Origin of the sequence: Thiorhodovibrio frisius (genome assembly GCF_033954835.1) — a bacterium.
Lineage (GTDB): Bacteria > Pseudomonadota > Gammaproteobacteria > Chromatiales > Chromatiaceae > Thiorhodovibrio > Thiorhodovibrio frisius.
The window spans coordinates 5,173,126-5,197,282 of record NZ_CP121471.1 but is presented as its reverse complement, the minus strand read 5'-3'; the positions used below and the strand labels follow the sequence as shown (position 1 = coordinate 5,197,282).

Below are 24,157 nucleotides of genomic sequence, written 5' to 3'. Positions count from 1 at the left end.
GTTAGTCTGACTCAGAGTTCAAAAGCTTTTCTACATTAACAAGATCGTTTCTTGTATCAACCGAGAATGTTTGGTGCTTAGTCGGAATCATCCGCACGCTCATCCCATGCTCAAGCACTCGCATCATATCGATAGACTCCGCAGTCTCGAGAGGGGTCGGCTGCATTTCCGTGTATTTTAGAAGAAACTCGCGCCGGAACGGCATGACACAAACCTGCTTCAACATCGTCGCATGTTCTACAATTCCTCTCGTAGGGATGGGTTCACGGGAAAAATAAAGAGCATTTCCGCGCAGATCGCAAACGACTTTAATACAATTGCGATCTTCGAACTCGCTAACTGAATTAATATCTCCGAGAAGATTCGCAACGAGGATATCAGGATCGTCCATCATAGCTTGCACGGCTTCCGCAATCATTGCCGGACTCGTCATAGGTTCGTCACCCTGCACCATAACGACAATATCGTAGGTAATTTGGTCGCGATTTTCCATGAGCAACAGGGCCTCCGCGCAGCGATCAGATGCGCGTTCGTGATGCCGGCCTGTTAGGATCGTCTCACCGCCAATAGAATGGATATATTGCACAATCTCCTGATCACAGGTGGCTACCACGGTTTTGGATAATAACGGACAGCGGGACACGCGCTCATAGACGTGTCGGATCATCGGTTTCCCGGCCAATAGTGCCATGGGTTTACCAGGAAAACGACTGCTGCCCATGCGTGCGGGAATGATGGCAATGATGTTCATGGCTGACGACAAATGACCTGCATGTGCGAACTGTAACCGGTTTTAGCGAGTATCTCTTGGCAGCGTTCCCGCTCTTGTTCAGTTGTGTGAGCGAGAAATGTTTGCCAAAACCGATCCTGTACCAGTGTTTGATTGTTGAAAAGAATATCAAGATCCAGTTTTCCCGGCGTTGAAACATCGAGGATTTCAAATCCGCTGTTTGCCAAAAGAATTTGCACTGAATGCGGATTGAAAAAATTCAGATGATGCGGTGGCGATATTGCATGGGATTGTTCCCATAAAACTCGAATATCCAACCCTGTACCGGACAGCGTTGTAAAAAGAAACAGATCGCCAGGATGCATCAGCTTTTTTAACTGTACGAGAAAATGTACCGGATCATGCAAATGTTCAAAAAGCTCGAAGCTGACAAAAACACGCCTACCTTGCGGTAAATCGGTTTCCGTAACTTGTTCCAAAAATTTCTCAATCACCGGTAAGCCTTTGCTCAGACAAATCTGAGCTAACTGCGGACCCGGTTCAACAATAGTTACGGGTTGGGCAACAAAAGGCTGCATTTCCTCGGCAAAAATACCGTAACCGCCGCCAACATCAATAATGTGACAGGAAACCGATGCAAAACGCTCTAAAACGGAAGCCATCATGCGTGCTTTGGGACGCCATAAGTTAATTCGGCGTGCTTCTGCGGTTTCTTTATAAAATGTCGTTGCCCAATAACGCACTGAAGCCGCTTCCGTATAATAGCGCGCAAATGCGGTAGTCGACGGTCTTGGGGAAACATAAAGCGTCGCACAATGACGACATTCTTCGTAATCGAAACCATTTTTGCGGAAAGCTGGCGTGCCATCGGTACCGCAAGCTGGACAACAATACTGAAAACGCGGTTCATCAGAAAAATAGAGGTCGATGTCCTGCTCGGCTAATCGCAGGTATTCAGCAAAGAGTTTGGCCGGTCTGATCTCTTCTTCTTTCAAGGCATTGCCGCTCCCATCGGACAAGGGCAACGAGCACCTTGATTTAAAAACACCGCATCAATTGAATACGCCAAAAAACGATCACCGTCTCGCCAATACAGTTCCAGCCGATCAGGGGCAGGTTGTACCAGATGCACACCACGGGGTACGCCGTGTAAATCAGCAACCCGACGAATATGCTGAATCGCTTCCAGAAATCGAGGCGCCTTGAAATCAGCGGTCAGTCCCAGGGAAGCAGCCAGATCGTAAGGGCCGATTAGCAGGGCATCCAAGCCCGGTACTTGTAATATGTCTTCTAAATGATCAAGCGCGCGCGCTTGTTCGATCATTGCCACCACGAGCGGCGCTTGGGCTTCGAGTGCATATTCGTCGAAACGCTGACCATATAAATTGGCACGGGAAAAGCTTACACCCCGGTTACCTGCGGGAGGCCAGCGGCATGCTTGGCAAACGGCTTGTAATTGCTCGGCACTTTCGATCATCGGGACGATGACTCCACCCGCGCCTGCATCCAGAGCCAGTTTGCAATCCTTGGGGTGCCCCCGCGCCAAGCGTGCCATCGGCAGGGTACCGCCAAGCTCCAAGGCGCGGAAGAGATTCGGTAATTGCGATATGCCGATACTGCCATGTTCCAGATCAACGGCAATCCAATCGTAACCGCCCGCACCCATGATTTCAGCAATGGACGGGTGCCCAATTTGCATCCAGCTACCAATGGATCGCCCGCCATTAGCTAGACGTTGACGTATGTGTTCAATCAATGTGCGTCGGTTCATGAGCTATAAATGATCAAAGGCCAAACAACCGCTGCTTTCTTGAAGTTCCCTGTTCCATGGCGTTCGGCGTAATAAAAAGGGCACTTGATGATCCATTGCAGCCTGCCAATCGGTCATCGAATCGCCGACCAAAAGCGTCTTGTCGGGTGACACTTGCCAGCGTTGCAAGACATCTTGCACCACGTCGCTTTTCTTTTTTGGGGCACCATGCACTTCATGAAAACATTTCCTTATTTTCAGTACGTTAAGAATCTCGATTATTTCTTTTTCCGGCGTTGCCGTAACCAATATTCGAGTTTGTTGGGGCTGCTCTCGCTCCAAGTACTCACGCATCCCCTTAACCCAAGGCGAAGCCAGAACCTTTGCCCGCGCCAGTTGCGCGAATTGATTGCTGCATTCGTGTATTTTCTCTGGCGTCGGCTGCACACCGGCCCAAGAAAGATAAAGAGGCAGTTTCTCGAAACGGGACATGCCGCCATGTGTTTCGTGATGGTCTCGCACTTTCACGGCAAGGCGAGGATCATATCCGGAAAACAATTCAGCGAAAGCATCAGACTTTGCTGAAATGGAATCTTTGATCACGCCGTCAAAATCAAAAAAAACCAAATTGGCTTGAACAAAAATGCTATGCACGGATTTTGGTGACGAACATTGATCTTGGTTTATAGTAATCAAAATATAGCGCCAAAATTATGCCAACACTTTGCTGGCAATGTAAATTGATTTCTTCAATGCTCTTACACGTTTTAGCTTATAACCGTATTTAAAAAACATGACCCGATAATGCAAATCGGTATAATAATGATCGCCCAAGACTGGATCCAGAGGAAATAAGCTGGAAAACTGAAACTTTAAATGGCCTTTCTTGAGGCTCCCAATCATTTTCAAAAAAACTTTTTTTAAAGGAATGCAATGCTCCCCAACAAGAATAATAAGCCCTTTTTTCTTTAAGATTCGGTCACACTCTTGCAGTAATTGCAATGGATGTTGCGCATGGTGAAATGCTTGAGATAGATAAACGATATCCATGCTGGCATCGCGAAACTTTAAATCATAAAAACTACCAAGATACCGGTAAACTTTATCGATTTGACCATCAAACATCCTAAAAGAATGTTCGAAAAGATCCAATCGATGTTTAGAAATTTCAACTGCATGTATTTCTGAGATATTGCCCAACTTCGATAATAAAGCGCAAGTCCAGCCTGTGCCTGCAGCTAAATCAGCAACTTTTAGCGGTTTGCTTTTTGGAATATATTGTTCTGATTTTGAATATTCCGCCATCAACCCAGAACGCTGCAAATAATCAAATAATTTTTCATAATTACCATCGGTGATCCACCATTCTTTCGTTTTCTCGATCTCCAAATCATTCCAATACTTTTGCGTATCTATTTGCGAAAGTGCACTTTTATCAAGCCATTTAATAGTGTCACGCATCAATTAACCTATAAACTGAAAAAGGAATTTAAGCCATCCCTTTCTCATGGCGAATATATTCCATTAGCTGAATCAACCCCTGCCCGAGATCCACATGCAAAGGGGGAATATATTTCCGACCCAGCTTCGGCTGATAAGCATAAGGGGTACGTACATAATGCCCCGTCTGCTCTCCCGCGACAAATTCAACACCATCGACAATTCCAAGAATTTCAGCAAGCATTTTCAGCATATCAAGCACGCGCATAGGCTCATGCCCTGTCAGCACGACACTTTGATTGATAAATGCATCATCGCCAAGGGCCGTTACGCTGGCGCGTGCGGCATCCTCGACATGAATATATTCGCGCGTACTCTCCGGACTGCCGGTATAACAAAGCTTCCCTGTTTCCAGGGCATCCTTAACCATTCGGTAAAGACCGTTATTGGTACCGGAGCGAGGGCCATAGAGTGAGCCATAACGTAAAATCGTGTAGTTCAAACCATAAGCACGCTGATACTCCTCAACATAATGCTCCGATGCTTGCTTACTGCAACGGTAAAAGCCGCCTTGACGGCTAAATACATACACTGAACTAGCATAGAAGAATCGTTGTACGTCATGATGCCGACAGGCCTCCATGACATGCGCATTGCCAAGGATATTGATGCGGATCGTTTCGAGCGGGTCGTTTAAGCCTGCATCCAGATCAGCCAAGGCAGCAAAATTGTAAACGACTTGACACCCGGCTACAGCAGCAGTTACCGCTTTTTTGTCTAATAAATCGCCGATCACTACATCTTGATCATCGCGCCGCCAGCGCGAATCCTGGCGATCAAAAATCCGCACCGCATAGCCTTTATCGCTCAAGGCATCGGCAACATGGCTGCCAAGAAACCCGGCACCGCCAAAAACGCAGACTTTGATCATTCAGAGTCCTTGCCGCTGAACAGCATATTCTTCCTCTGGTACCCGTTTCATCAGCGGCTGTCCTGTGAACAGGCGTACCACTTCCTCGGTAGCCTCAATTTCCATTTTGGTGCGGCAATCGACAGACATCGATCCCATGTGTGCGGTCAAGAGACAACGCTCGATACCCGCCAGTTCGCCGGCGTAAGGTTCCTGTTCAAACACATCGATCGCCGCACCCGCGAGATGTCCTGCGCTGAGGACCCGCGCCAGATCCTGCTCGTTGACAATGCCGCCGCGGGCAGTATTGAGGATAACGGCATCCGGCTTCATTTGTTGAAGTTGCGCGTTGCGAATCATATTTTTTGTTTGTGCGGTCAAGGGCAAGTGCAGACTGATGACATCGGCCTCCCGGTAAATGGTTTCCTTATCGACCCATTCCAACTTGAGTTGATCTGCCACATGCGGTTTTGGCGTAAGATCGTTGACCAGTATCCGGGGTGTCCCGAATGCCGCCAAACGCCGCAGCACGCGACCGCCGATCCGTCCAACGCCGATCACCCCGATCGTTAACTCCGGAATGCGGCGTCCAAAATACCGCTGCCATTCGCCCCGGTGCAGTTGGGCATTTGCAACATGCACATGCCGCAAGAGCGCCAGCATCAGGCCGATGGTCAGTTCCGCCACCGCCGGCCCAGGGGCTTCCGGGCTGTAGCTGACCTGGATACCGCGTCGCTCCGCCGCAAGCAGATCGACGCTATCGAGACCGATCCCCACACGCGAAATCAGTTTCAGTTTTGGCGCGGCGGCCATAACCCGATCCGTAATCGGTTCGGTGCCGGCAATCAGGGCATCGACATCGGCCACCATCCCGGCCAGTTCGGCTTCCTTGAGCTTGCGCCCCAACGGGTTGAACGTATAGGCAATACCGGCGGCTTCCAATAGTTCCAGCGGCAGCCGGTTTTTTTCGGCGAAGGGGATCGTGGTGATGAGGGCTTGGGGTATCATTCGAATATTAAAAACTATTTGTTTAGGATTCTTCTGAAAAACTTGGCCGCATCGCTAATCAGCCTAATGCGTCCGTTTACACGGCCATCAAACCATCGCCTATTGAAGCGCATCTAGTCACCCAACATCTTGTGAAAAAAATCAGGCCATTCCTGTTTCCATTCCATCGAAAAGTTCGCGTAATTTTCAATAAAAGCCTGTCGCGCTGATTGTACCTCGCTGCTTTGCCACCAGGACTCCGGCGCACGAGCGATGTCGTTGACCATATTAGCTGCTGATCTTCCGGAGCGATGAAGAATACCAACCGCTTCTAACGCATCCATATAGGGTATTGCGGCATCGCGGAAACAATAAATGTTATCGTCGTAAAAACAGATGGTTGGAATATTCAAGGCTAATGTTTCCAGATAACTCGTGCCAAGATAATTGTGAATGACCAAGCGACTTTGCGCGAATCGCACGAAACTCGATACAGATCGATCATCAAAGTCGGCATTTGGTGCTGCTTTGCGCATCGCATTCGCAAAGCCCCAGCCATAATCATTAAAATAGGGACGCACCAACAAATTTTTCAAATACTTAATCTGAGCGAGTAAATCCAGGGTTTGGCGATGCATATTTTCGATTGTGCCAGGCATTGGCTGATATTGAATACGATACACGCTTTTCGGATAATTTACGCAATTTAATAATACAACATTTCGTTTTCTTTGAGGTGCATGAGGCATCGGGGGCCGAAGCGGGCTTACCTTCTTTTCATCCCGAGACCAGCCCCATGTGAAGAACCGACTCGCGACCCTCACTTCAACTTCTTCTGGTATATTTATCTGATCGATGCCATAACCACCACCGTGCTGGTGGTAGAATAATCGCGTCCCTTCTCGACACCACTCTGCTGCCAATAGATTGAATGACAGGTTGTTATGCAATGCATTTGCACTATAAAGCACCTTTGGACGCACCATCGCAACTGGCAGCTTAAAAAGCGTATTGCGATACTCGCTTAATCCTTCAAGCAAGACAATCGGAATGTAGAGAGGCAATAACACTTTAACAATATCGATGATACTCGCTGCCGGTAAGGCGTGACTCGCTTTTTCCTTCCGCCAACGCGAATCAATTACCGTTGCCACTTGAATGGAATAGCGTAAATCATCAAAACGCGCCCAGTGTCGCCATCGATTTTTGACATCGTCAATATCGTTTGGAGCCGCTTTAAAGTAGGGTTGAACGAACAAAACGGCAGGAGAACCAGGACGCCTTTCTATTATGCGAAAATTTCGTTTAGAAAGTTGATGTGCGGATTGCGCAATTTTTTTAGCATCTGATTTCAAGCGATGTACTATTCTATCGATTTTGGCAGGCCTAACTGTTTTCGCTATTGGTTCTTTTGCCGCCGCTTTTACTGGGCAAAAAATCCAAGCGTTAATTGCTGCATTGCGCGTTTGCAGTGCTCTGATATTTTTCCCCAGCGAGATGTGAAACGTCTCATCGGTTAGTTGGTTTAAAAACGAATCATGGTTAATGCAAATTGGAACCGAGCACGTTCCATTTTCTCGCTCAGCCGCGTCTGCATCCGCTAAAGCAGATGCATAGACAACATGTACAAAATGTTCAAGCCAACTGCCAGCAATCATATCATAATATTCTATCGACTGATTAACTCCCTGGAACTCATTCAAAATTTCCTTAAAATAAATTAAAGCGCGACAACGAATTGACTCAATATCTGAGAGAGCTTCAGATACTTTAGCTTTATCCCAATACGCCCCCGGCATCACCACCTCTTTCTTCTACCAACAAATTTAAACAGACTGATTTCAAATAGCATGTTGTTTCAACAAAAATTCAAAAAGCTGCGATCGTTTTTCACCGGATTTGACTTTTCGTACTTCCTTCCAAAACTGAATATTTCTTAATTTTCATTAACCCACACAACAACGAGCCGGACGCCACAGCTCGAACCCTAACGGTTTCTTTGGCTCGCCAACATCATCGCGCTAGATATTTTGCTTCGTATTATTGTTGGCGCAACCTCTACTTTATGACTTAGAACTTATCCAAGATATTCCAAGCCTATCAAGAGGGCAATTGGTTTCAGTTAGATTCATTCCTACCTTTTTAGCCACGGTGATTATCGAATTATCTGGACACGATTGATGTAATTTTCTATTTTGATCCTTCGACCGGACACTTCGGCAATCTCATTTGGCTTAGCCGTTCGCGGGTAATAACATTGGCGACAAGCTTTCATTTTCTTAAATTCATTGGTAATTTTGTGTACTTCACGAATTGAATTAAGCTTGTCGCCATGCCAAACCTGATGGATTGTTTGTCGATTCGCATTGCCGACAACGTGATCGTTATCTTCATCATTAGAACACATCAACACTTGCCCATCGCTGCCAACAACGATTCGCTGATAAAGCTGTGGGCAGGAAAACTTGTCTTCGTAAAGAATGTCGGCATCTTCTCGCAAATAGTCGATTAGTGGATTATAGGCGACAAGGTCTGTGACCGGCGCTAAGGTTTCATAATATTGCGTTGGGTTTGGACGTATCGCTGGCCAAACGCCTTGTACTTTTATTACAGGTTTCGTTAAGTCATGCCGTTGCTTGAAGTCGTGGATTTCCTCGATTCGACGCAAGGTATCGGCAAAAGTGAGTGGGTAGCGGATCCGGTTATATTCCTCATCTGTCCCATCGACAGAAATGGTAATCCAGTCCATCCCGGCATGAGCCATTTCTTGAAAAAAATCGGCTTCAAGAAAAGCGCCGTTCGTCAACATGGACACTTCACGGATCCCGCGTTGCTTGGCATACCGCAGGCAGTCGAGAAATCGTTTATGGAGTGTTGGTTCACCGCGAAAACTTAAGCGAAGAGCATAAATATGATCGGCAATTTCATCGACAATTTCGGTAAACAAGGCATAATCCATAAACCCCTTTTTCACTGTGTTTTTAAATGCCGGGGTGATGGTATAACACATCGGACATTTTAAGTTGCATGCGGAGGCCAGTTCCAAATCCACCAACAACGGATAATCGCGAATCACTTGCTTTTGGGGCAGTTCCTTCCATAACTGCCGGTAGTCTGCATAGTCATTTTCCCAGCCGCTGGCAAGTTTGCGATGGAATTCGCCAATCCGCTCCGGAGTATCTAGGTCAAAATGCCCTTTATTGATTGGAATATAACGAGGAGTTATCATTTGGCTGAATGCTTTTGGGCAAAACAATGTAAGAGTTCCCTTCCCCCAAACTGGGCATCACGTTCAATCGTGATGTGCAGCGTCTCAAATCGCTGGGATAAAAATTTTTCCAGTGCGATCGCGTTCGGAAATCGATCGCTGCCAAAAAAGGATGAAGATTCCGGAAAGGATTGCGAAAAATACAGATATTGATGCGAAAGACTGGCCATGTTGGCACAACATTGCTCAACATCGGCAAGGAAATACCAGAAAATTTCTTTGGCGATGACCAAGTCAAATGTTCGGGCGTTGGTGAGCATATTGACACCAAGCAGATCGACAACCTGAAATTCAATTTCAGGAAACAGGGATTTTGCCTTGTCAACCGCAGTTGCCGAGATATCCATACCGACTATTTGTACCCCCCCCCCCCCCCCAAGTTTACGGTGCAACCGCTCGGCGAAATAGCCGAGTCCACATCCCACTTCAAGTATCGTCATTAATCCGAAACGGCGCTGAAAGTGTGCCAAAATCGCGAGATCAATCTCCGAAAAAATCGCGTGCGCTGTGCGATCCTGATGCCAGGGAATGTCGGCGGCATGCTGGTACATGGCATCAAATGCGCCGATCAGCTTGCCATTTTTGATAACATAATCGTGATAGTCGCTACTTGGCATGTTTATCAACTTGATAATAGGGGCGAAGATCGCCGCCAAAGCTTAACTTGAACCAACCTCGTTGCGGACTGTTTGCGCCTTCGAGATCGACGATTCGTATCCCTTGATGGGCAAGCCAGCAAAACGCATCCCAAAACGCAATGGTGCCCATGAAGCGGCTGCTGGCACCTGGGGCCGGGGCGCCGAAGAGATAGTAGGCACGCTTGCGATCCCAGGCGAAAACGGTTGAGTAGATGGGCTGCTGATCCGGCGGAATGCCAGTTTGGAACATCATTGCACAGCCGTCATTCAGAAGTTGGTCAATGAGGTGCGCCATGCGTCTGAGCTTGCCGTTCTCTTGCGGTTGCCCCTGGTGCTGCATCAGGACAGCATAATCGTGGCAAAATTGCGTTCCATTCCCTTCTAACATCGTGCTCGCGCCGATCTTGATTGCTTCGCGAATGTTGCGCTGACGAATCGCTTCTAATTGAACAAACAATGCGCTGGTAAGGGGATCTCGGGAATTGGCGAGTGTATAAATATCCAGATAGCTGGTGTAGCGCAGATCCAAGTGAAATTTATCAGCATCCCGATCCGAATGATAACGATGCCAAAGAAAGGGGCGCATATCCTCAAATTGCGGCGCCAATGCCAGTGCAATATCACAGTAGTGCTCAGTGAGCCAGGCGATGACAAATTCCGTGATCGCAAACCGCTCCAATCGCGCCTTGGCGGCTTTTTGTTCGCCATCGGGGGCAAAAAGCAGGCCATTATAGATAACTAAGTCATCCAGAATCACCGATGTTTCTAATTCGTGAAGCACCAAACAAAGACCAGCTTTTACCTGCTGCCCTTTGCAAATCCAGTACATTTGCCAGTGAGAGACCGCGGCATCCAGATAATAAGTCTTGGAGAACAGCGTCCCTTGCGGGGAGGCATCGACAAAGGAATTCCATGCTTTACTGTCTTTTACTGGTTCAATCGTGTATTTACTCATTCGGCAACCCGTTCCAACAAGCCTTTGGCCAAGAGCCTTTCCACCGCAGGCAGGAGAACACGCATGGGCACTTCCAGTTGTTGGGCGATTTGGTGCAGAGAACGTTGACCGTCGCACCAAAACAAGAGCCAGAGTATCCAATTTAGTTCGGTGCGATCCAATTGCCGGGGTAGCAGGCAGCCGCCGATTGTGGGATAAAGCGCGTGCTTGGAGAGCATTGTCTCGCAGTTTGGATAACGATTACGATAACACTGGTTGGCATCGAGATGCTGAATTAACGACATATACAATGTCAGAGATTGTCCAACTGCGTCTGCGGAGATGAACGCGAGATTATCCAGGGAGCTATGGTAAACATCGTATTCGTAGTACTTATCTTTGGTAATTGTTGCCACATTGATGCGAAAGCCTTGCGAAGAATATTGGCGCTCGTCGCTGCCGTGAATGTCAAATGGATAGCGAATAAACTCTGTATCGGTCGCATGAAAGGTTTCTTCAATCAGGGCATTGATCGGATGATCGGGATCGAAGCTTTGCTTGTAACCAAAAGCACCGGGACCGCCAACGGTGGTGACGACCAGACCGGTGTCAATGCGCTTCATGGCAGCTTCGTTCATGGCGCAATAAGCGATGGCGCCAATGGTTTCGGGAACGAAAATGATTCGGTAACTGTGCTGTAATTTGCGTGATTCCAGCAACGCCTGGGCGAGAAATGCCGTTAGCACCATGCCGCTGAGGTTGTCATTAGCCAGCGACGGATGACAGATGTAAGTGGAGATCAAAATTTCTTGCTTCAGTTCGCCAGGGATCAGCAGTTCACCCACAGTCAGGCTACCCTGGGCATCAACGGCACTGTCGATGCGCACATGCAGATCCGTGCCTGCCTCTTCAAGCTGCCGGTATTGATCCTGGGTGAGACAAAATCCCCAATCGCGTTGATAGTAACTGGTTCGATATGGAATTGCGGTAGGCAGGCTGGGGTGAACATGCAGATGCGGTGTCAGTTCGGCAAAATCGAGGGTGGCGTCGATTGCTTCGCTGTAGCTGACCAGGTGGAGGTTGCTGGCTTGGAAGTCCACTATACGCTGACCATGCCGATTCGTGATATAAGCATCCCGCACCTGCCATTCGGGGGGAATGATCCAGTCATAGACGGGAGTTCCCGAGGGATATTCCTTGATGGCAAGCGGCGCGATTTCCTGCAAAATGCGCAGCGTCTCGCGATTTCCCGGCCCGGTGAGACTGCGGGTAATGGGAAAGAGCCGCTTTAGATAGCGGTCGATCAACGCTGTGCGATCAGTCACGAAACAGGTTCCATTGGAGAATGTGGTCGGCGGCGATCTCCACGGCGGCCATTTGCCCGAGGAGTTGATCATAGTCGCGCGGGTCGATACCGGTGGCAGGGCGCTTCCAGGTCAGATCGGCGGGATCGATACGCTTTCCCGCCGGAATGGCACGGGCGGCGACCAGGCTGCGGCGCGCGTAGGCGCGCGCGGGTGCTTCGCTGGGAAGTGGTTGTTTACGCGGATTGCCGAGCAGCGGTAACAGGCGATTCATTCGACCATGAAAGCGTTGAAGATCGGCCTTGTCCATCGCATGGTAGTGATCGTTGCCGGGTCGGGTTTTATCATAGGTGAAGTGCTTTTCCAGAATTTGGGCGCCCAGCAATGTGGCGACTTCCAGGGTTTTCATGTCCTTGGGCAGCGTGTGATCGGAATAGCCGATGACCCGTTCGGGGAATTTGCGAGCTAATGTTGGAATCATCGCGAGATTGGCATTGCTATCCTCGGTTGGGTAGTTCAGGATGCAGTGGAGCAATGCGACCGGGTTTCCTTGTGTATCAATCCAACTCAACGTCTGCTCGATTTCCCACAGGTGGGCAGCACCAGTGGAGAGCAATATCGGTTTGCCATAACTGCATAGCGCGTCGATCAGGGGTTTGTTGTTGAGATCAGAGGAGGCGATCTTAAAAACACTCATCAGGTCGTTGAGAAAGCGCGCCGAGGCCAGATCGAATGGGGTGCTCAAGAATTCGATGCCGACGGTTTGGCAATGCCGAGCCAGTGCCTCGTATTCGGTTTTCCAGAATTTATCGTATTTTTGAAACAATTCGTATTGGCTGGGGGTCGGCTCCTGGGTAAGATCCCAATATGCGGGCGACTCTTTCGCGGCCAGGGTTTCGGCCTTGTAGGTTTGAAATTTGATGGCGTCGGCGCCGCCTTCCTTGGCTTCGTTAATCAGACGGTAAGCCAGATCCATGTTGCCCTCGTGATTGACGCCGGCTTCGGCGATCAGATAAGGGGGGGTTGGAAAGGGTGTTTTCGCATTTGGGGATACAATGATTTCGGTAAGTTTCACTGAAATTACCCTTTTATCCTTAATCTGTCTATTTTTTGCGCCACAGAACCTCGTATCCTAAATAATCAGCTAAACTTGGTTCCATTGAGCGTACCGTGCTTTATATGCAGGGCAGCATTAACAATTTCGATTGCTGACATCTCTGGATACAGATCAAGCGCCAGCAACCGCCGATAATCATCCATTGTGTCAAGATCCAATGACAATTCCGGATGAGCTAAACGTTTGTCGGAAGGATCGATGGTACCGGGTGGATGATCGCCTTTTTCGAGTTGATCCCATAAATAAGAAAATATGTGTTCGCGATGCTTTGTCGAGGTTGCCTCGCGATGCAGCCCATCCAATAATTCCATGGAAGCAATTTCGGCACCAAGACCATTGGGATAACTGTTACCTTTTGGGATATGATTGTAAGCATAGCGATGGCCACCTTGCCGATAAAACCCAACTAATCGGTCAATTTCCGTGGCGGAAACAAGCGGGTTATCCGCGCAGACGCGCACCACGGCTGTCGCCTCTGCCGCGTTGGCAGCGCTGTGAAAACGGCTGAGGACATCCGTCTCCGAACCACGGGCAACCGTTGCTCCCAGTCCTGTTAAATAATCGGCGAGCAGATCGTCGGCAGCGGTCGTGGGCAGCGCAAAGATGAGTGCATCAAGCGTTGATGCCTGACTCACCCGTTTAAATACCCATTCCACTACCGGATAGCCATGCAAGCAAAGCATCATTTTATTTGGCAGACGGGTTGCTCCCATGCGAGCCTGGACGATGCCGACAATTTTCATGGTGTTTCTTGCGTGGCGTAACCAAGCGCCCCTAAATCTCTGTTTAATTTCCTTGCCGTGCGCGTGTTGGATTCACAATATAAAGCACGAATCGCCTTGCGTTGGTGTTCGTTCATTTTTATCGCACCCTTTATTACTGGTTGCTGGAGATGTTGCATTATTGGCTGGTTTTGAAGACGCCTTAGCTCTTTTGCAACCATCCTTTGCGTCCTTCCGGGCAGGTAGCGCGTATAATAATGAGTATGCAAAAATAATTTTCTGATCAATGAAGTATCACGCAGATAATTATAATCTCTTGTGTCACGGTTGACATTTTCCTTCGGTGCAGAAGCCAAACTTGATATTTGCTCAATGCTGACATATTCTCCAATTGCTTGGACTAGAAAGCCTTTTGGATCGATTTTTAACCATTCGTAGGGAAGAAAGCAAATTTGATCATGGGGTAATAAATCTTCGATCAGCTCCATAATTTCATCAACCCATAGCTGACCAAAGACATCTTCATGATGGTGTATCAGCCCATATTCAATAAACCGATCAATGTTTCGATGCTGATATTTTTGGTGGGCATAATCGTAGGCATAGTAACTTTGTAAAAATGAAACCTGCTCGCGAAAAACAACGAGAACCTGAACTTCCGGGGCATCATCCGCAAGCCTCTCCTTGATTTTTTTGACGACACGATACAGGAGTAGCAAATTGAGTTCGGCATTGTAACCACCATAGCCGAGAATGCTTTCGTTGGATATTACGACAGTACCTGAGGAGGGTAAGAAGAAACGTTTCCGAATCAATTGTTCCATGGCGGCAACATAATTTTCCACCAGGCTTTCGGAATTGCGGCTGCGATAGCGTTTTAAGCTATGCAGCGGTTCGAACAGACGATAATGTAAATGATGAAATTCCCGGCTGTACATCAGGTCGTTAAAGCCCTTTTTGCCAAGATACAGACAGTTTTCCAAATTTGGGAAAATTTGGCGCTGAAGCCATGTTGTTGCCGTTTTGCCGAAGCCAACATGAAATAATAGCTTGAGCTTTTTCACGATGGTTGATGTTTATTGAATTCGAGGAGCGTTAAAATTATTTTTATGACCTGATGTTTATTGGTGCAGAATTGGTGCGGCAAAACGCACTCGAACAACGTGCGCCGATATTCGCAATCCTCAACAAGGCGTGCGAGCGCCTGGCAAAGCCGCTTCGCATCACCTTCACCGCCATCGAGGTCAATAGGGATAAAACCATTGGCTGGACAGGCAAAGCCATGGGTTTTTTCTCGCTGATGGTGCGGAATGACGAGCGCTGGGATGTTCATGTGCGCCAGTTCGTAAACCGTTCTGCCATTCGAGACGATCGCAAGCTGACAGCGTTCCATAATCTGAGTGATCACCCCTGTCCCATGAGTACAAACGATTTCGGCTTGTGGGTAAGACGCGATTTGAGCTTGCAGGGCATCAAGCGCATCGTAGCCTTCGCCCGTCACGATATCAATGGCAATCCCCTGTTGGATGCAGTATGGCGCTACCCTGTTTAATATGATTTGAGTGAAATGGTTGGGATCGGTACCTCCGAAGGCAATGAGCAACCGACTGACCTGTTCGGCAAATTTTTGCGGCTGAGCGTCGTTGAATTCATCGCGCACAAAAAAATATTTATGTCCCCAAAGGATGTTTGCGCCTAGGCATTGCGGTTTATCGTAAAGATCGTTGATGGTTAGATCGGCTATGGCTGCACCCGAGCCAAGATCCTCGAAATTAAGGACAAGAATTTTATGCGCTTGCAGGCGTCGAATAGCACTGGCTTGCGTGTTAAGAATGTCGTTGATCACCAAGTCTGGCTGTAAGTCGATGATAGCTTGTTCAATCTTTTCGGGTGCATAAACGCCCAGCCAATAGTCGTAGCCTGCCAATTTATTGGCGGCGATGCTGCTATCCGTATCGCAGACAAAACGAATTTCATGATCGGTAATTTCGTGTGCCAGCGTTAGGGCACGGAAAATATGTCCCATGCCAACTGCTTTATTGCCAATTACGCGAAAGACGATGCGACGGCGATTCAGCAGTTTTTCGCACAGCCACCAATCTTCATAGCCACGAATTTCCAGAAGACGGCCTTCCATGGGATAGGCCGTCGGCAGTGCCTGGCGTTTGTTGGGTTGATCGAGCAAATTCCTTGCAGCGATAACAAAGGCGCGCGACTCGCAGACAAGCGTATGCTCGACATTGGAATGCAATGTTTGCGCCATGGTGCGCGGCCAAGGCGAATAAAGCTGTTGCGTGGCGCGTAACACGGGCACCAACATTTCAGCATGGATAGTCACATAATAACAATAGGCTTGTTGGAGTTGTTCGATACCGATGAGTGGTACATAAGGAGATAAAATTAAAAAATCGCGCTTCGTGGCGGGAATTTGATCTAATAGTAATAATCGACTGGTTTGATTGAACGTATCGAAATGCAGCGTCGGTTCATACAGGCAAGCGGCCCCGTTGCGATCAGCAATCAAACGAATTTCTTCGGAATCGGTCAACACCCATAAGGATTCCAGGGAGAAAGCGGTTACAGCTTTGTCGATGGCGCGTTGAATCAGCGATACGCCTGCCAATTTTTTGACCAAGTCGTCCGCAAATGCGACGTTTTTCTTAATGGCCGGAATGAGAATGGCTAGATCAGATGACGCGGACATTGGTGGATTATTGAGTGCGCAGCGTTTCGATGGTGCCGCGTGTTGCGCTGACAATGGTTTCCAGATCCTGGGGTAAAAGCGCATGGTGAAAGGGGAAGGAAACCATGTTATCGAAAAAGTCATCGGTATTGGGGCAGGTGGCGGCACCAAAGCCGAGTTTTCGGTAAAGCGGATAGCGGTAGAGTGGGCAATATTGCACAATGCATTGGATGCGATGTTGATTCGCCATCGTGCGGATAAAAGCGTCGCGCCAACCATGAGCGATACGCGCAACGAGCAAATGGTAGTTATGGCGCTCGTTTGTTACGCAATGAAAGGTTAGTTCGGGAATGTCGGACAGTGCTGCGATAACAGCCAGCGCCCGTTCGCGTTTTTCGCGATTGATCCGATCGGCACGTTCGAGCAATTTGGCGCCGAGCGCACATTCGACCTCTCCCAGGCAAACATTGTTGGGCATAAGAGAGTATCCACGCCATTCGGGAAGATCAACATTGCCCATGGCGGGAATCCAATAATCCTCGCGTTGATCAGCAAAACCGCAATGACCATTGTGGCGCAGCATGGGAATCAGGGCAGCAATGCCGTCTTCCTGAACGGTGAGCATGCCACCCTCGCCAAGCGTGGAGAGGTTTTTGTGCGAATGGAAAGAAAAAGCACCAAAGTCGCCAAACGTACCCGCATGATGTTCTTGAATGCGAACGCCAAGTGCTTGCGCGGCATCCTCAATAACAAGCAATCCATGTTGACGGGCAAGCGCCATGATCGCGGGCATGTCAGCCCCGTAGCCATAGAGATGCACCACGACAATGGCTTTGGTTCGCGCTGTTAGGCAAGCCGCGATGGTGTCGGCGGTGATAACGCGGGTAGCCGGGTGGAAGTCCGCCCAAACAATGCGAGCGCCTTGTTTCACAAACGGATAGGCTGAAGCGGTGAACGTATGTGCGGGAACGATGACCTCGTCGCCGGGTTGGAACAGACAAAGTTGGGCGGCCATCTCCAGCGCTGCAGTGGCGTTGGAAACGGCAAAGGCATGCTTGGCACCGGTATATATCTTGAACGCGGACTCGAAGGCATTCAAGTAATAGCCTTGTGTTAGCGGCACGGATTCCCGCGCCGTGGCGGCAACGAGCGCGATCTCTTCATCCGTGTAGAGATGTGCGCGACCGCTAAAAGGAATTGAAAATTGCATCTACATCTGGCTAAAGATGTTGGTCACGCATTCTGGAGTCAGGATATCGCGAAAGTGCTCGCCCAGCGCGTTTGTGAGTGGTTTTTCGTGGATCATGGTTGCTTCGTAGAGCGCTTGATATTGATCTGGTGTCAAATCGCGACCAATGCCCGTTGGTATCTCGATGCCTTGATGTTCTGCCATGCGCCAGAACTCCTCGTATTCGCGCGGATACCAGGGTTCCATCGCGTGCATGACAAGGCAGTTGGCGAGACAGTGCCGAATTCCGAGCACTACGCTCAATCCGGCGGAGAAGGGATGCACGAGACCGACATAACTGGTTGCGATTGCACAGCCACCCAGGTAAGAGGCCACCATAAGCTGTTCGCGATGGGCGGCGCTCATCATATCTTCCTGCAAAAAGACTTGACGACAGAGATTGAGCGTCTCGCGCGAGAAGGCGTCGCCAATAGCGTTACGGTAATGGCCGGCCAATGCCTCGAAGCAGTGGATATAGGCATCAATTCCCGTGTAAAAATACTGGTCGCGCGGGGCGCTGGCTGGAAGATCAGGATCCAGCACGATCTCGTCATAAACGGTATAATCGCTGTTCATACCCAGCTTTAACCCGTTGCGCGCGTTCGTCATGACGCAGGTACGGGTGGCCTCCGCACCCGTGCCCGAGAGAGTAGGGACAGCGATTTTATAGATTCCAGGCACTTTCACCAAATCCCAGCCCTGGTAATCCTCGGCGCGTCCGCCATTTGTGAGCAAATTTGCCACAGCTTTGGCGGTATCCATGGTACTGCCGCCCCCCATCCCAACAATAGCGCACGGGTTTTGTGTTAACTGACCGCGTAGATCAGCGACAATACCGTCAATACCGTCGGTGCTGGGTTCCTCTTTTTTGCTAGCAACGAAGATAAGTTGATCTGCCGGCTGTATGGCGAGTCGGTCGATCAGCTGTTGCGACGTCCTGAAAAATTCATCAATAAAGTAAACAACGGAACCCGTTGCTTGAGCGCGACGGTTTGCCAGTACCTTTGGTAAATCAGCCAACGCTCCCGCACCTATGCTATAGCGAGTCGCGTTACGAACATTTTTGATGCCGGTTTCAAGTATGTTCACGATGACGAACGTTCCTTGTCGTTGGCATTCGCAAGCCATGCCGCGATCAACCATTGGATGTAACGCATGCTGTTTTCCTGGTATTTTTGGCCGGCGCGCCAACGCGCACGCAGGATGCGCAAACGCAGGTAAATACGTTCAATCCAGAAAGCCTCGGTATTTAGTTGCGCAGACCAGTTCTGAAATTGTGGTTGCGGTTCTCTGGACTGCGGCGGCTGCGGGCAAGCAAACAGGATAGCAAGCGGAATCATCGATTGTTCAATCCGCTCCATGGCAGTAAACGATAGCTCGTCGGCAAGTTTGCATGCAACTTGCCCATCGCCATCGGCTCTTTCAAGAAATTCGTCGATTAAAGCGCGATTGCTGCGCAGTTCGCGGTTGACCGCTTCGCGAATCGCAAGCTGTGCATTTTGAAACTCGATGGAGTTCTGACGCTGGTCGGTGCCCTTTTGCAGTATCCACGGAAGAATGGCGCTGAAAAGGCTTTCAATCATGGATGTTCTGATTCGCTGATATGAGTGTTCAGCCAGGTACGCAGTTCGGCGACCGTCAGGCGGGCTTTGGGTTTGACGCACTCGCCAATCAAAATCATATCTTTCGGTGAGTGGTGGGCTTCGATGGCGTCGATTACTGTATTCGCCTGTTCGTTTTGTTGAGCCGATTGCAGGATAAGCGCATAGGTTGGCCACCATACCGGCGCCATCTCCCCTTGATCGTATTTTAAAGCCATGAGCCGCGCGGCTAATTCAATATACCCTTGAGCAAAAATCAGATACCCGATAGCGATGAGATGACTATGATGAGATGCGTATTTCTGGTATGACTCCCAAGAAAGCACCTTCCCACTCGCAGTTTCCATTAAACTGTCAAAAAGATCCTGGTTTGGCGGTTCTCGCTTTAACGTCTGATCGCGCTGATATTGTTCGCGGCAAAAAGGTAAGCCACGGCCCAATCGATACCCCCACCAACCAAGGGACGTATAGCCGCCTGTCAGATTGGGATCCTCGGCATAAGCGGTTGCAATCAATGCGAAGGCTTCATCCCATTGATCCAAACTGGCCTTGATACGGGCAAACACGCTCTTCCAATTCACGCTCAATCGCCCCTGATTCATGTCGCGCAAAAACCAATCGTGTGCTGACTCCCAATCCGCCATTTGCGCTCCTTTTTCCCACCCCAAACGGGCAAACCAGTCTTTCGCTTTGTGATTTTCAGCATAGACCGACTCCACCAACGCAATCGCCTGCTCGGTTTCTCCGCATCGTTCATACAACTCAGCCAGTTGCCACTGTCCCTCCAACGACAACCGTCCGGCTTCTAGATCGCGTCGCGCCAGCGCGATGGCGCCTTCATAATCCCGCGTTGCCATTTTTATCCACCACAAATCCACCCAATCTTTTTCCTGGCACAGATTTTCTGCTTGGGCGCGTGCCATCCAATGGTGCGCTCGTTCATTTTCACCGTTACGCACCAAGACTTGTGCATAACTGAGACCGTAGTTTAGTGAGAGCCGACCGGCTGCCGCATCCTGATCAAGCAAATACTGAGCCTTGCGCCAGTCCCGGAGCCGGATTGCCTCCTGTGACAGCATGGCAAAACCGTCTTGCAACCTGGGATCTTTGGTATAAGCTTGACGAACACAATCAAGGGCATCGCTTTCGCGTCCCATGCGTTGCAGCCATTGCGCGCTGCGCAATTCGGCATGCGGTGTGAGGCGTTCGAGTTGGCGATCCTTCGCGATCAGATCGAAGGCGGCGGGCCAGTTTTTAAGCTGAGCGAACCCTTCGGCGAGACGGGCGAAGCAGTCTGTTACTTCTGGGTTTTCTGCGTAGCGTTTGCGGAAATGCTCGTCGAGAGCTTGGCGGCTCTCTGCGGACATGTAGGGATAGCCGAAGGAGCGCAGTTGCGCGAAGAGTTCATCTGGGCCGATTAGATCTTCGCGGCCGAGCATCATGTCGACGAAGCCTTCCTGGGCTGCCGTGATGGGCTGGTATGGGGTTGGGGCTTCAGCGGGGTCTTGTTCTGGCTGGAAGAGACTTTCCCAATGATTTAACCGCGCGGAGAGGTCAGGGCTGCGCTGGCTGCCGAGGACGTTTTTGAATTCGGTGGAGATTTCGGCGACGGCTTTGGCGGGTTCCCAGGCGATGAAGGGGACGCCGGCGACGAGGGAGGCGAAGACGTGGCCGCCGGGGAAGGCGCCGAGGGTGAGGTTGCTCAGGCGCAGCAAGTGGAGCAGGCGGAAGATGAAGTCTGGGTCGCTGAGGTGGCCGGCGCTGATGACGGGGAGGCCGGCCCTTTTAAAGGGTAGGTGTTTGCCACGCTGGGTGTCTTGCCAGTGGATGCAGACGGACAGCGGCAGCAGGTGGTTGTGGCCGGCTTTTTGTTGTTGCTGGCAATATTGCTTGAGCTTGGTGATGACCTGGTCGAGGTCGATCTCGCGTTTGATGTGGCCGGTGGAGTGCGGCAGGAAGTAGATGGTGCCGCTGCGGGCTTCTGGCATCGGGGGGCCGAAGTGCTGGTCCATCAGCCGTTGCGCATAGAGCAGTGGCGAGGCAGATGGGATGACGCGCAGGTCGGTCTTCTCCCGCCAGAGCTTCGTGCGAAAGTCCGGGTAGCTCATGACGCCGGGCAGGCCGCATTGGCGTTCCATGTCGTAGAGGCGCTGGTCGTCGAAGTAGACGCCGTGGGTGAGCAGCACGGGGAGCGGTTTGTCGAATGGGTGGCCGCTGTAGGCCTTGAGGATGGTGGCAAAGCCGTAGTTGTCGTTGGCGTGGTATTTCTCCCACGGCGGCATGATGCGCGGGGCGCACAGGGCTTCCAGCTGCTTTTGGTCCCAGAGCGTTTGCTGTAGGGAGATGGGCTGAAAGTTGAGGGGTTGCGCCATGGGTTGGTTTTGCGTTTACGTTCTGCGGGGTCGCTTTAGGGTTATCGACGCGAGCGGCCCTTGCTTTAGGGGGGGGGCGGGGCGCGAGCTCCGGGGCTGAAGGCCGCACCCAGGCTGCGCGATTTGGTCGCGGTGGTTGTCTTGTCTAAGCATAGCGCGGATTGTCGGGCTGGCTAGATGCGGAAAATCAAATTGATGGACGATTTTTGTGGATTTCAGGTGAAGTTTTGTCGCGCGGATCTCCGTCTTTTTTGGGTGCGCGATACTGGATGGCGGAAGAAGTGGCTCCGTCCGCTCATCGTCACGGCCAACCCAGCGCATCAAGCCTTGTTTTTCAAGGTGACCGCCGAGGAGGCGGCGCTCTCCGGCTGGTCCCAGAGGCGTCGCCCGGCCTTAATGCGGATCGAAGACCGCGCCGAGGGTGGGGGCGTCGAGGATGCGGTCACTCCAGTGCTCGAGTTGTTCCTGGGTGGCTTGTTTTAGGCGCGCTTCGATGCTGTCGTCGAGCGGGCCGAACCGTTTGGTGAGTTGGCGCTTAAGGACCGCGGCTTGGCCTTCGCGCTGGCCTTCGCGCCGGCCTTCGCGCTGGCCTTCACGCCGACCTTCGCGCAGGGCGAAGTTGCGTTCAGTGACGGCATCACTGAGGGCGCGTTCGCGTGCCAGGGCTTTGTAGCGTTCTTCTTCATCGGCGCTGATGCGTTGGAGGTCGCTCCAGGCCTGTTGGACGGGGGCGGAGTCGAGGACGCTCATGGTGGTTTGCTCCTTCCAATGTTTGAAGAATTTGACCCAGGCATGGAGGTCGCTTTCCTGACGCTCAGTCAGGCCAAGCCGGTCAGCCTTGGGCAGTTCGATGATGTGCAGGATGAGTTGCTCGCTCAAGCGGACAGTTGGCTGGTGGCGATCGCGGAACTCGAACCGCCAGTGGGCTTGTTGGCGTTGGTGTTGGGTCTGTGTGAAAAGTTCAAAGTCGACCAGGTGGATGCCGATGACGGGCCGCGCTTGGCTGTAATCTTCACCGATCTTCAGTTGTTGCGCATAGACCTTGGCAAGGTAGAACAGGTTACGCACGCTCAGGGCGGGATGCAGGCGAACCTGCATTTCGATGTCGTAGCGCCGGCCGTGCTCGTCTTCCGCGAGGATATCGAGAGCAATACTTTTGTTGCCCAGTTCCTCACCGTCGATGGCGGAGTTACGGATGATCACGCGGGAAATGGGCGCGCCTTCGCCGACGCGGACGGCGTTGATGAGGGCGACCAAAAGCTCTGGAGCGCGGACGAACAGCCGTTTGAAGACGTAGTCGTTCTTCGGGTCAAGCAGGTCGGGGGCGGTATCCGAAGGCGGCATAACGGTTGGCAAGTTTGGGCTCTTGGATCAGCTGTTGTTCTAGGAGCGTTTGCTGTAGGGAGATGGGCTGAAAGTTGAGGGGTTCTGCCATGGGTGGGTTGGGTGTTTACGCTTGACGGGGTTGTTTTAGGGTTATCGACGCAGGCGGCTCTTGCTTGAGGGGGGCTGCGATCTCCAAGTCTTTAAGCAGGATATCCAAAGCGCGCGACTTGGGCACGCTCGATTTGATTTGCGAGCTGCTGTTTGAACTCGGCATGGCTTGATAACGTCGCTCCAGTCTCGCATGGTCGATTGACGAAGAGGCGCTTAGGCGTGTTGTAGTGCTTCATCCAGCCAGGTGTCCAGGTCGGCGGCATCGGTGAAGTCCAGCAGGGCTTCGCCGAGGGCTTCTAGTTGTGCCAAGGTCAGGGCTTCAAGACGCTTGTGCTGTGCGGCGGATAGCCTGCCAAGACGGCGAGCGAGCAGGCGCCGGATCAAGCCGCTGGCTTCTTCTTGGCGGCCTTCATCGCGGCCTTCTTTGCAGCCTTCGTCGCGACCCTCCTTGATCCAGATTGGTCGATTTCTCGCGACGATATCCTGGTACGCGCGGGTTTGTTCCAAGGGGGTGAGTTCGCCGAGCATGATGAGTATCTCCTCGATGGTCAGGGTCGGGAAACGGGCCATTATCCAGGATTGAAATACATCCCGGCATTATCGCCGGACAGGTTCCGGGAGTGGGGCTTGTTGGATGATACGATAGGCCGCTGGGGCTTGTGTGCGCAGTTGTGCTTGGTCTTCGATCAAAAAGGGCAGAAAGGTTGCCAGCAGCGGGTGGTCAGGATCGGTTTGCCGCAGGTCGTGCAGGACATCAATCAGGTAAACCCGCCGGATGGGCGGATCGGGATCACGCTCGATCAGGTCCGGCCAGGGCGGGGTTTGGGGATCGTGCTCGGGGATGAGGAAGAGCAGCAGTCCGCGCACCTCGCGCTTGGGATGGGCTTCCATCAGCAGGCCCATGTCGATGAGCATTCTGGCGTATATGCCCGGGTCGCACCAGCCTTGGACTTCGATGGCATGAATCGGTTCTTGTTGGTTGGCGGGCAGGACCACGCAGTCGAGGCGGCGTTATACGGTTGGTCCCTGAGTCGTC

General features: G+C 50.9%; 23 protein-coding genes. All 23 read right to left on the bottom strand.

Annotated features, from left to right (window positions below):
* Position 1: 1 nt before the first annotated feature.
* Positions 2-751 carry a 3-deoxy-manno-octulosonate cytidylyltransferase gene (locus Thiofri_RS23590; RefSeq protein ID WP_009149050.1) on the bottom strand — a complete coding sequence of 250 codons (750 nt, stop codon included), beginning with the start codon at positions 749-751 and terminating at the stop codon, positions 2-4.
* Positions 748-1,725: a class I SAM-dependent methyltransferase gene (locus Thiofri_RS23585; RefSeq protein ID WP_009149048.1), complete on the bottom strand. Its 978-nt coding sequence runs from the start codon at positions 1,723-1,725 to the stop codon at positions 748-750. The genes Thiofri_RS23590 and Thiofri_RS23585 overlap by 4 nt, the downstream gene beginning before the upstream one ends.
* Positions 1,722-2,501, bottom strand: a complete 780-nt coding sequence (locus Thiofri_RS23580; protein WP_009149047.1) for an HpcH/HpaI aldolase family protein — start codon at positions 2,499-2,501, stop codon at positions 1,722-1,724. Before Thiofri_RS23580 ends, Thiofri_RS23585 begins: the two co-directional genes overlap by 4 nt.
* Before the next feature lie 3 nt (positions 2,502-2,504).
* Positions 2,505-3,134, bottom strand: coding sequence for an HAD family hydrolase (locus Thiofri_RS23575; RefSeq protein ID WP_051023865.1), 630 nt, complete (start codon positions 3,132-3,134; stop codon positions 2,505-2,507).
* A 57-nt stretch (positions 3,135-3,191) separates the two neighbouring features.
* On the bottom strand, positions 3,192-3,941 hold the full coding sequence (locus Thiofri_RS23570) for a class I SAM-dependent methyltransferase (protein ID WP_009149043.1): 750 nt from the start codon (positions 3,939-3,941) through the stop codon (positions 3,192-3,194).
* Between the two features lie 28 nt (positions 3,942-3,969).
* Entirely contained in the window at positions 3,970-4,851 is an 882-nt protein-coding gene (locus Thiofri_RS23565) for an NAD-dependent epimerase/dehydratase family protein (RefSeq protein WP_009149040.1), read from the bottom strand.
* Positions 4,852-5,772: a phosphoglycerate dehydrogenase gene (locus Thiofri_RS23560; protein ID WP_255324722.1), complete on the bottom strand. Its 921-nt coding sequence runs from the start codon at positions 5,770-5,772 to the stop codon at positions 4,852-4,854.
* Between the two features lie 179 nt (positions 5,773-5,951).
* Positions 5,952-7,616 carry an LIC12162 family transferase gene (locus Thiofri_RS23555; protein WP_009149038.1) on the bottom strand — a complete coding sequence of 555 codons (1,665 nt, stop codon included), beginning with the start codon at positions 7,614-7,616 and terminating at the stop codon, positions 5,952-5,954.
* Positions 7,617-7,972: 356 nt separating this feature from the next.
* Positions 7,973-9,046 carry a radical SAM/SPASM domain-containing protein gene (locus tag Thiofri_RS23550; protein WP_009149037.1) on the bottom strand — a complete coding sequence of 358 codons (1,074 nt, stop codon included), beginning with the start codon at positions 9,044-9,046 and terminating at the stop codon, positions 7,973-7,975.
* Entirely contained in the window at positions 9,043-9,702 is a 660-nt protein-coding gene (locus Thiofri_RS23545) for a class I SAM-dependent methyltransferase (protein WP_323705743.1), read from the bottom strand. The genes Thiofri_RS23550 and Thiofri_RS23545 overlap by 4 nt, the downstream gene beginning before the upstream one ends.
* Positions 9,692-10,678 (bottom strand): hypothetical protein, encoded by a 987-nt coding sequence (locus tag Thiofri_RS23540; RefSeq protein WP_009149035.1) that lies wholly within the window; start codon positions 10,676-10,678, stop codon positions 9,692-9,694. The genes Thiofri_RS23545 and Thiofri_RS23540 overlap by 11 nt, the downstream gene beginning before the upstream one ends.
* Positions 10,675-11,982, bottom strand: a complete 1,308-nt coding sequence (locus Thiofri_RS23535; RefSeq protein ID WP_009149034.1) for a DUF4910 domain-containing protein — start codon at positions 11,980-11,982, stop codon at positions 10,675-10,677. The genes Thiofri_RS23540 and Thiofri_RS23535 overlap by 4 nt, the downstream gene beginning before the upstream one ends.
* Entirely contained in the window at positions 11,975-13,036 is a 1,062-nt protein-coding gene (locus Thiofri_RS23530) for an N-acetylneuraminate synthase family protein (RefSeq protein WP_009149033.1), read from the bottom strand. The genes Thiofri_RS23535 and Thiofri_RS23530 overlap by 8 nt, the downstream gene beginning before the upstream one ends.
* Positions 13,037-13,101: 65 nt before the next feature.
* Positions 13,102-13,821, bottom strand: coding sequence for a cytidylyltransferase domain-containing protein (locus Thiofri_RS23525; RefSeq protein WP_009149032.1), 720 nt, complete (start codon positions 13,819-13,821; stop codon positions 13,102-13,104).
* On the bottom strand, positions 13,818-14,864 hold the full coding sequence (locus Thiofri_RS23520) for a hypothetical protein (protein WP_009149031.1): 1,047 nt from the start codon (positions 14,862-14,864) through the stop codon (positions 13,818-13,820). The genes Thiofri_RS23525 and Thiofri_RS23520 overlap by 4 nt, the downstream gene beginning before the upstream one ends.
* On the bottom strand, positions 14,861-16,558 hold the full coding sequence (locus tag Thiofri_RS23515) for a hypothetical protein (RefSeq protein WP_143741892.1): 1,698 nt from the start codon (positions 16,556-16,558) through the stop codon (positions 14,861-14,863). The genes Thiofri_RS23520 and Thiofri_RS23515 overlap by 4 nt, the downstream gene beginning before the upstream one ends.
* Positions 16,512-17,693, bottom strand: coding sequence for a DegT/DnrJ/EryC1/StrS family aminotransferase (locus Thiofri_RS23510; protein WP_009149029.1), 1,182 nt, complete (start codon positions 17,691-17,693; stop codon positions 16,512-16,514). The genes Thiofri_RS23515 and Thiofri_RS23510 overlap by 47 nt, the downstream gene beginning before the upstream one ends.
* Complete coding sequence (locus tag Thiofri_RS23505; protein WP_009149021.1) at positions 17,694-18,800, bottom strand: iron-containing alcohol dehydrogenase family protein; 1,107 nt, start codon at positions 18,798-18,800, stop codon at positions 17,694-17,696.
* The gene (locus Thiofri_RS23500; RefSeq protein WP_009149019.1) at positions 18,797-19,294 is read right to left on the bottom strand and encodes a hypothetical protein; all 498 of its coding nucleotides are present in this window, start codon (positions 19,292-19,294) and stop codon (positions 18,797-18,799) included. The genes Thiofri_RS23505 and Thiofri_RS23500 overlap by 4 nt, the downstream gene beginning before the upstream one ends.
* Positions 19,291-21,684 (bottom strand): tetratricopeptide repeat protein, encoded by a 2,394-nt coding sequence (locus tag Thiofri_RS23495; RefSeq protein WP_009149017.1) that lies wholly within the window; start codon positions 21,682-21,684, stop codon positions 19,291-19,293. The genes Thiofri_RS23500 and Thiofri_RS23495 overlap by 4 nt, the downstream gene beginning before the upstream one ends.
* Positions 21,685-22,077: 393 nt before the next feature.
* On the bottom strand, positions 22,078-23,040 hold the full coding sequence (locus Thiofri_RS23490; protein WP_223296738.1) for an Rpn family recombination-promoting nuclease/putative transposase: 963 nt from the start codon (positions 23,038-23,040) through the stop codon (positions 22,078-22,080).
* Positions 23,041-23,334: 294 nt separating this feature from the next.
* Positions 23,335-23,649 (bottom strand): DUF4351 domain-containing protein, encoded by a 315-nt coding sequence (locus Thiofri_RS23485; RefSeq protein WP_223296737.1) that lies wholly within the window; start codon positions 23,647-23,649, stop codon positions 23,335-23,337.
* A 69-nt stretch (positions 23,650-23,718) separates the two neighbouring features.
* Positions 23,719-24,117: a DUF2887 domain-containing protein gene (locus Thiofri_RS23480; RefSeq protein WP_009149009.1), complete on the bottom strand. Its 399-nt coding sequence runs from the start codon at positions 24,115-24,117 to the stop codon at positions 23,719-23,721.
* Positions 24,118-24,157 lie beyond the last annotated feature (40 nt).

What these genes read in the sequence shown, in the direction of transcription:
- Thiofri_RS23590 (WP_009149050.1), bottom strand. Translation starts at nt 751, where the DNA reads ATGAACATCATTGCCATCATTCCCGCACGCATGGGCAGCAGTCGTTTT.
- Thiofri_RS23580 (WP_009149047.1), bottom strand. Translation starts at nt 2,501, where the DNA reads ATGAACCGACGCACATTGATTGAACACATACGTCAACGTCTAGCTAAT.
- Thiofri_RS23570 (WP_009149043.1), bottom strand. Translation starts at nt 3,941, where the DNA reads ATGCGTGACACTATTAAATGGCTTGATAAAAGTGCACTTTCGCAAATA.
- Thiofri_RS23565 (WP_009149040.1), bottom strand. Translation starts at nt 4,851, where the DNA reads ATGATCAAAGTCTGCGTTTTTGGCGGTGCCGGGTTTCTTGGCAGCCAT.
- Thiofri_RS23555 (WP_009149038.1), bottom strand. Translation starts at nt 7,616, where the DNA reads ATGCCGGGGGCGTATTGGGATAAAGCTAAAGTATCTGAAGCTCTCTCA.
- Thiofri_RS23550 (WP_009149037.1), bottom strand. Translation starts at nt 9,046, where the DNA reads ATGATAACTCCTCGTTATATTCCAATCAATAAAGGGCATTTTGACCTA.
- Thiofri_RS23545 (WP_323705743.1), bottom strand. Translation starts at nt 9,702, where the DNA reads ATGCCAAGTAGCGACTATCACGATTATGTTATCAAAAATGGCAAGCTG.
- Thiofri_RS23540 (WP_009149035.1), bottom strand. Translation starts at nt 10,678, where the DNA reads ATGAGTAAATACACGATTGAACCAGTAAAAGACAGTAAAGCATGGAAT.
- Thiofri_RS23525 (WP_009149032.1), bottom strand. Translation starts at nt 13,821, where the DNA reads ATGAAAATTGTCGGCATCGTCCAGGCTCGCATGGGAGCAACCCGTCTG.
- Thiofri_RS23510 (WP_009149029.1), bottom strand. Translation starts at nt 17,693, where the DNA reads ATGCAATTTTCAATTCCTTTTAGCGGTCGCGCACATCTCTACACGGAT.
- Thiofri_RS23500 (WP_009149019.1), bottom strand. Translation starts at nt 19,294, where the DNA reads ATGATTGAAAGCCTTTTCAGCGCCATTCTTCCGTGGATACTGCAAAAG.
- Thiofri_RS23495 (WP_009149017.1), bottom strand. Translation starts at nt 21,684, where the DNA reads ATGGCGCAACCCCTCAACTTTCAGCCCATCTCCCTACAGCAAACGCTC.
- Thiofri_RS23485 (WP_223296737.1), bottom strand. Translation starts at nt 23,649, where the DNA reads ATGCTCGGCGAACTCACCCCCTTGGAACAAACCCGCGCGTACCAGGAT.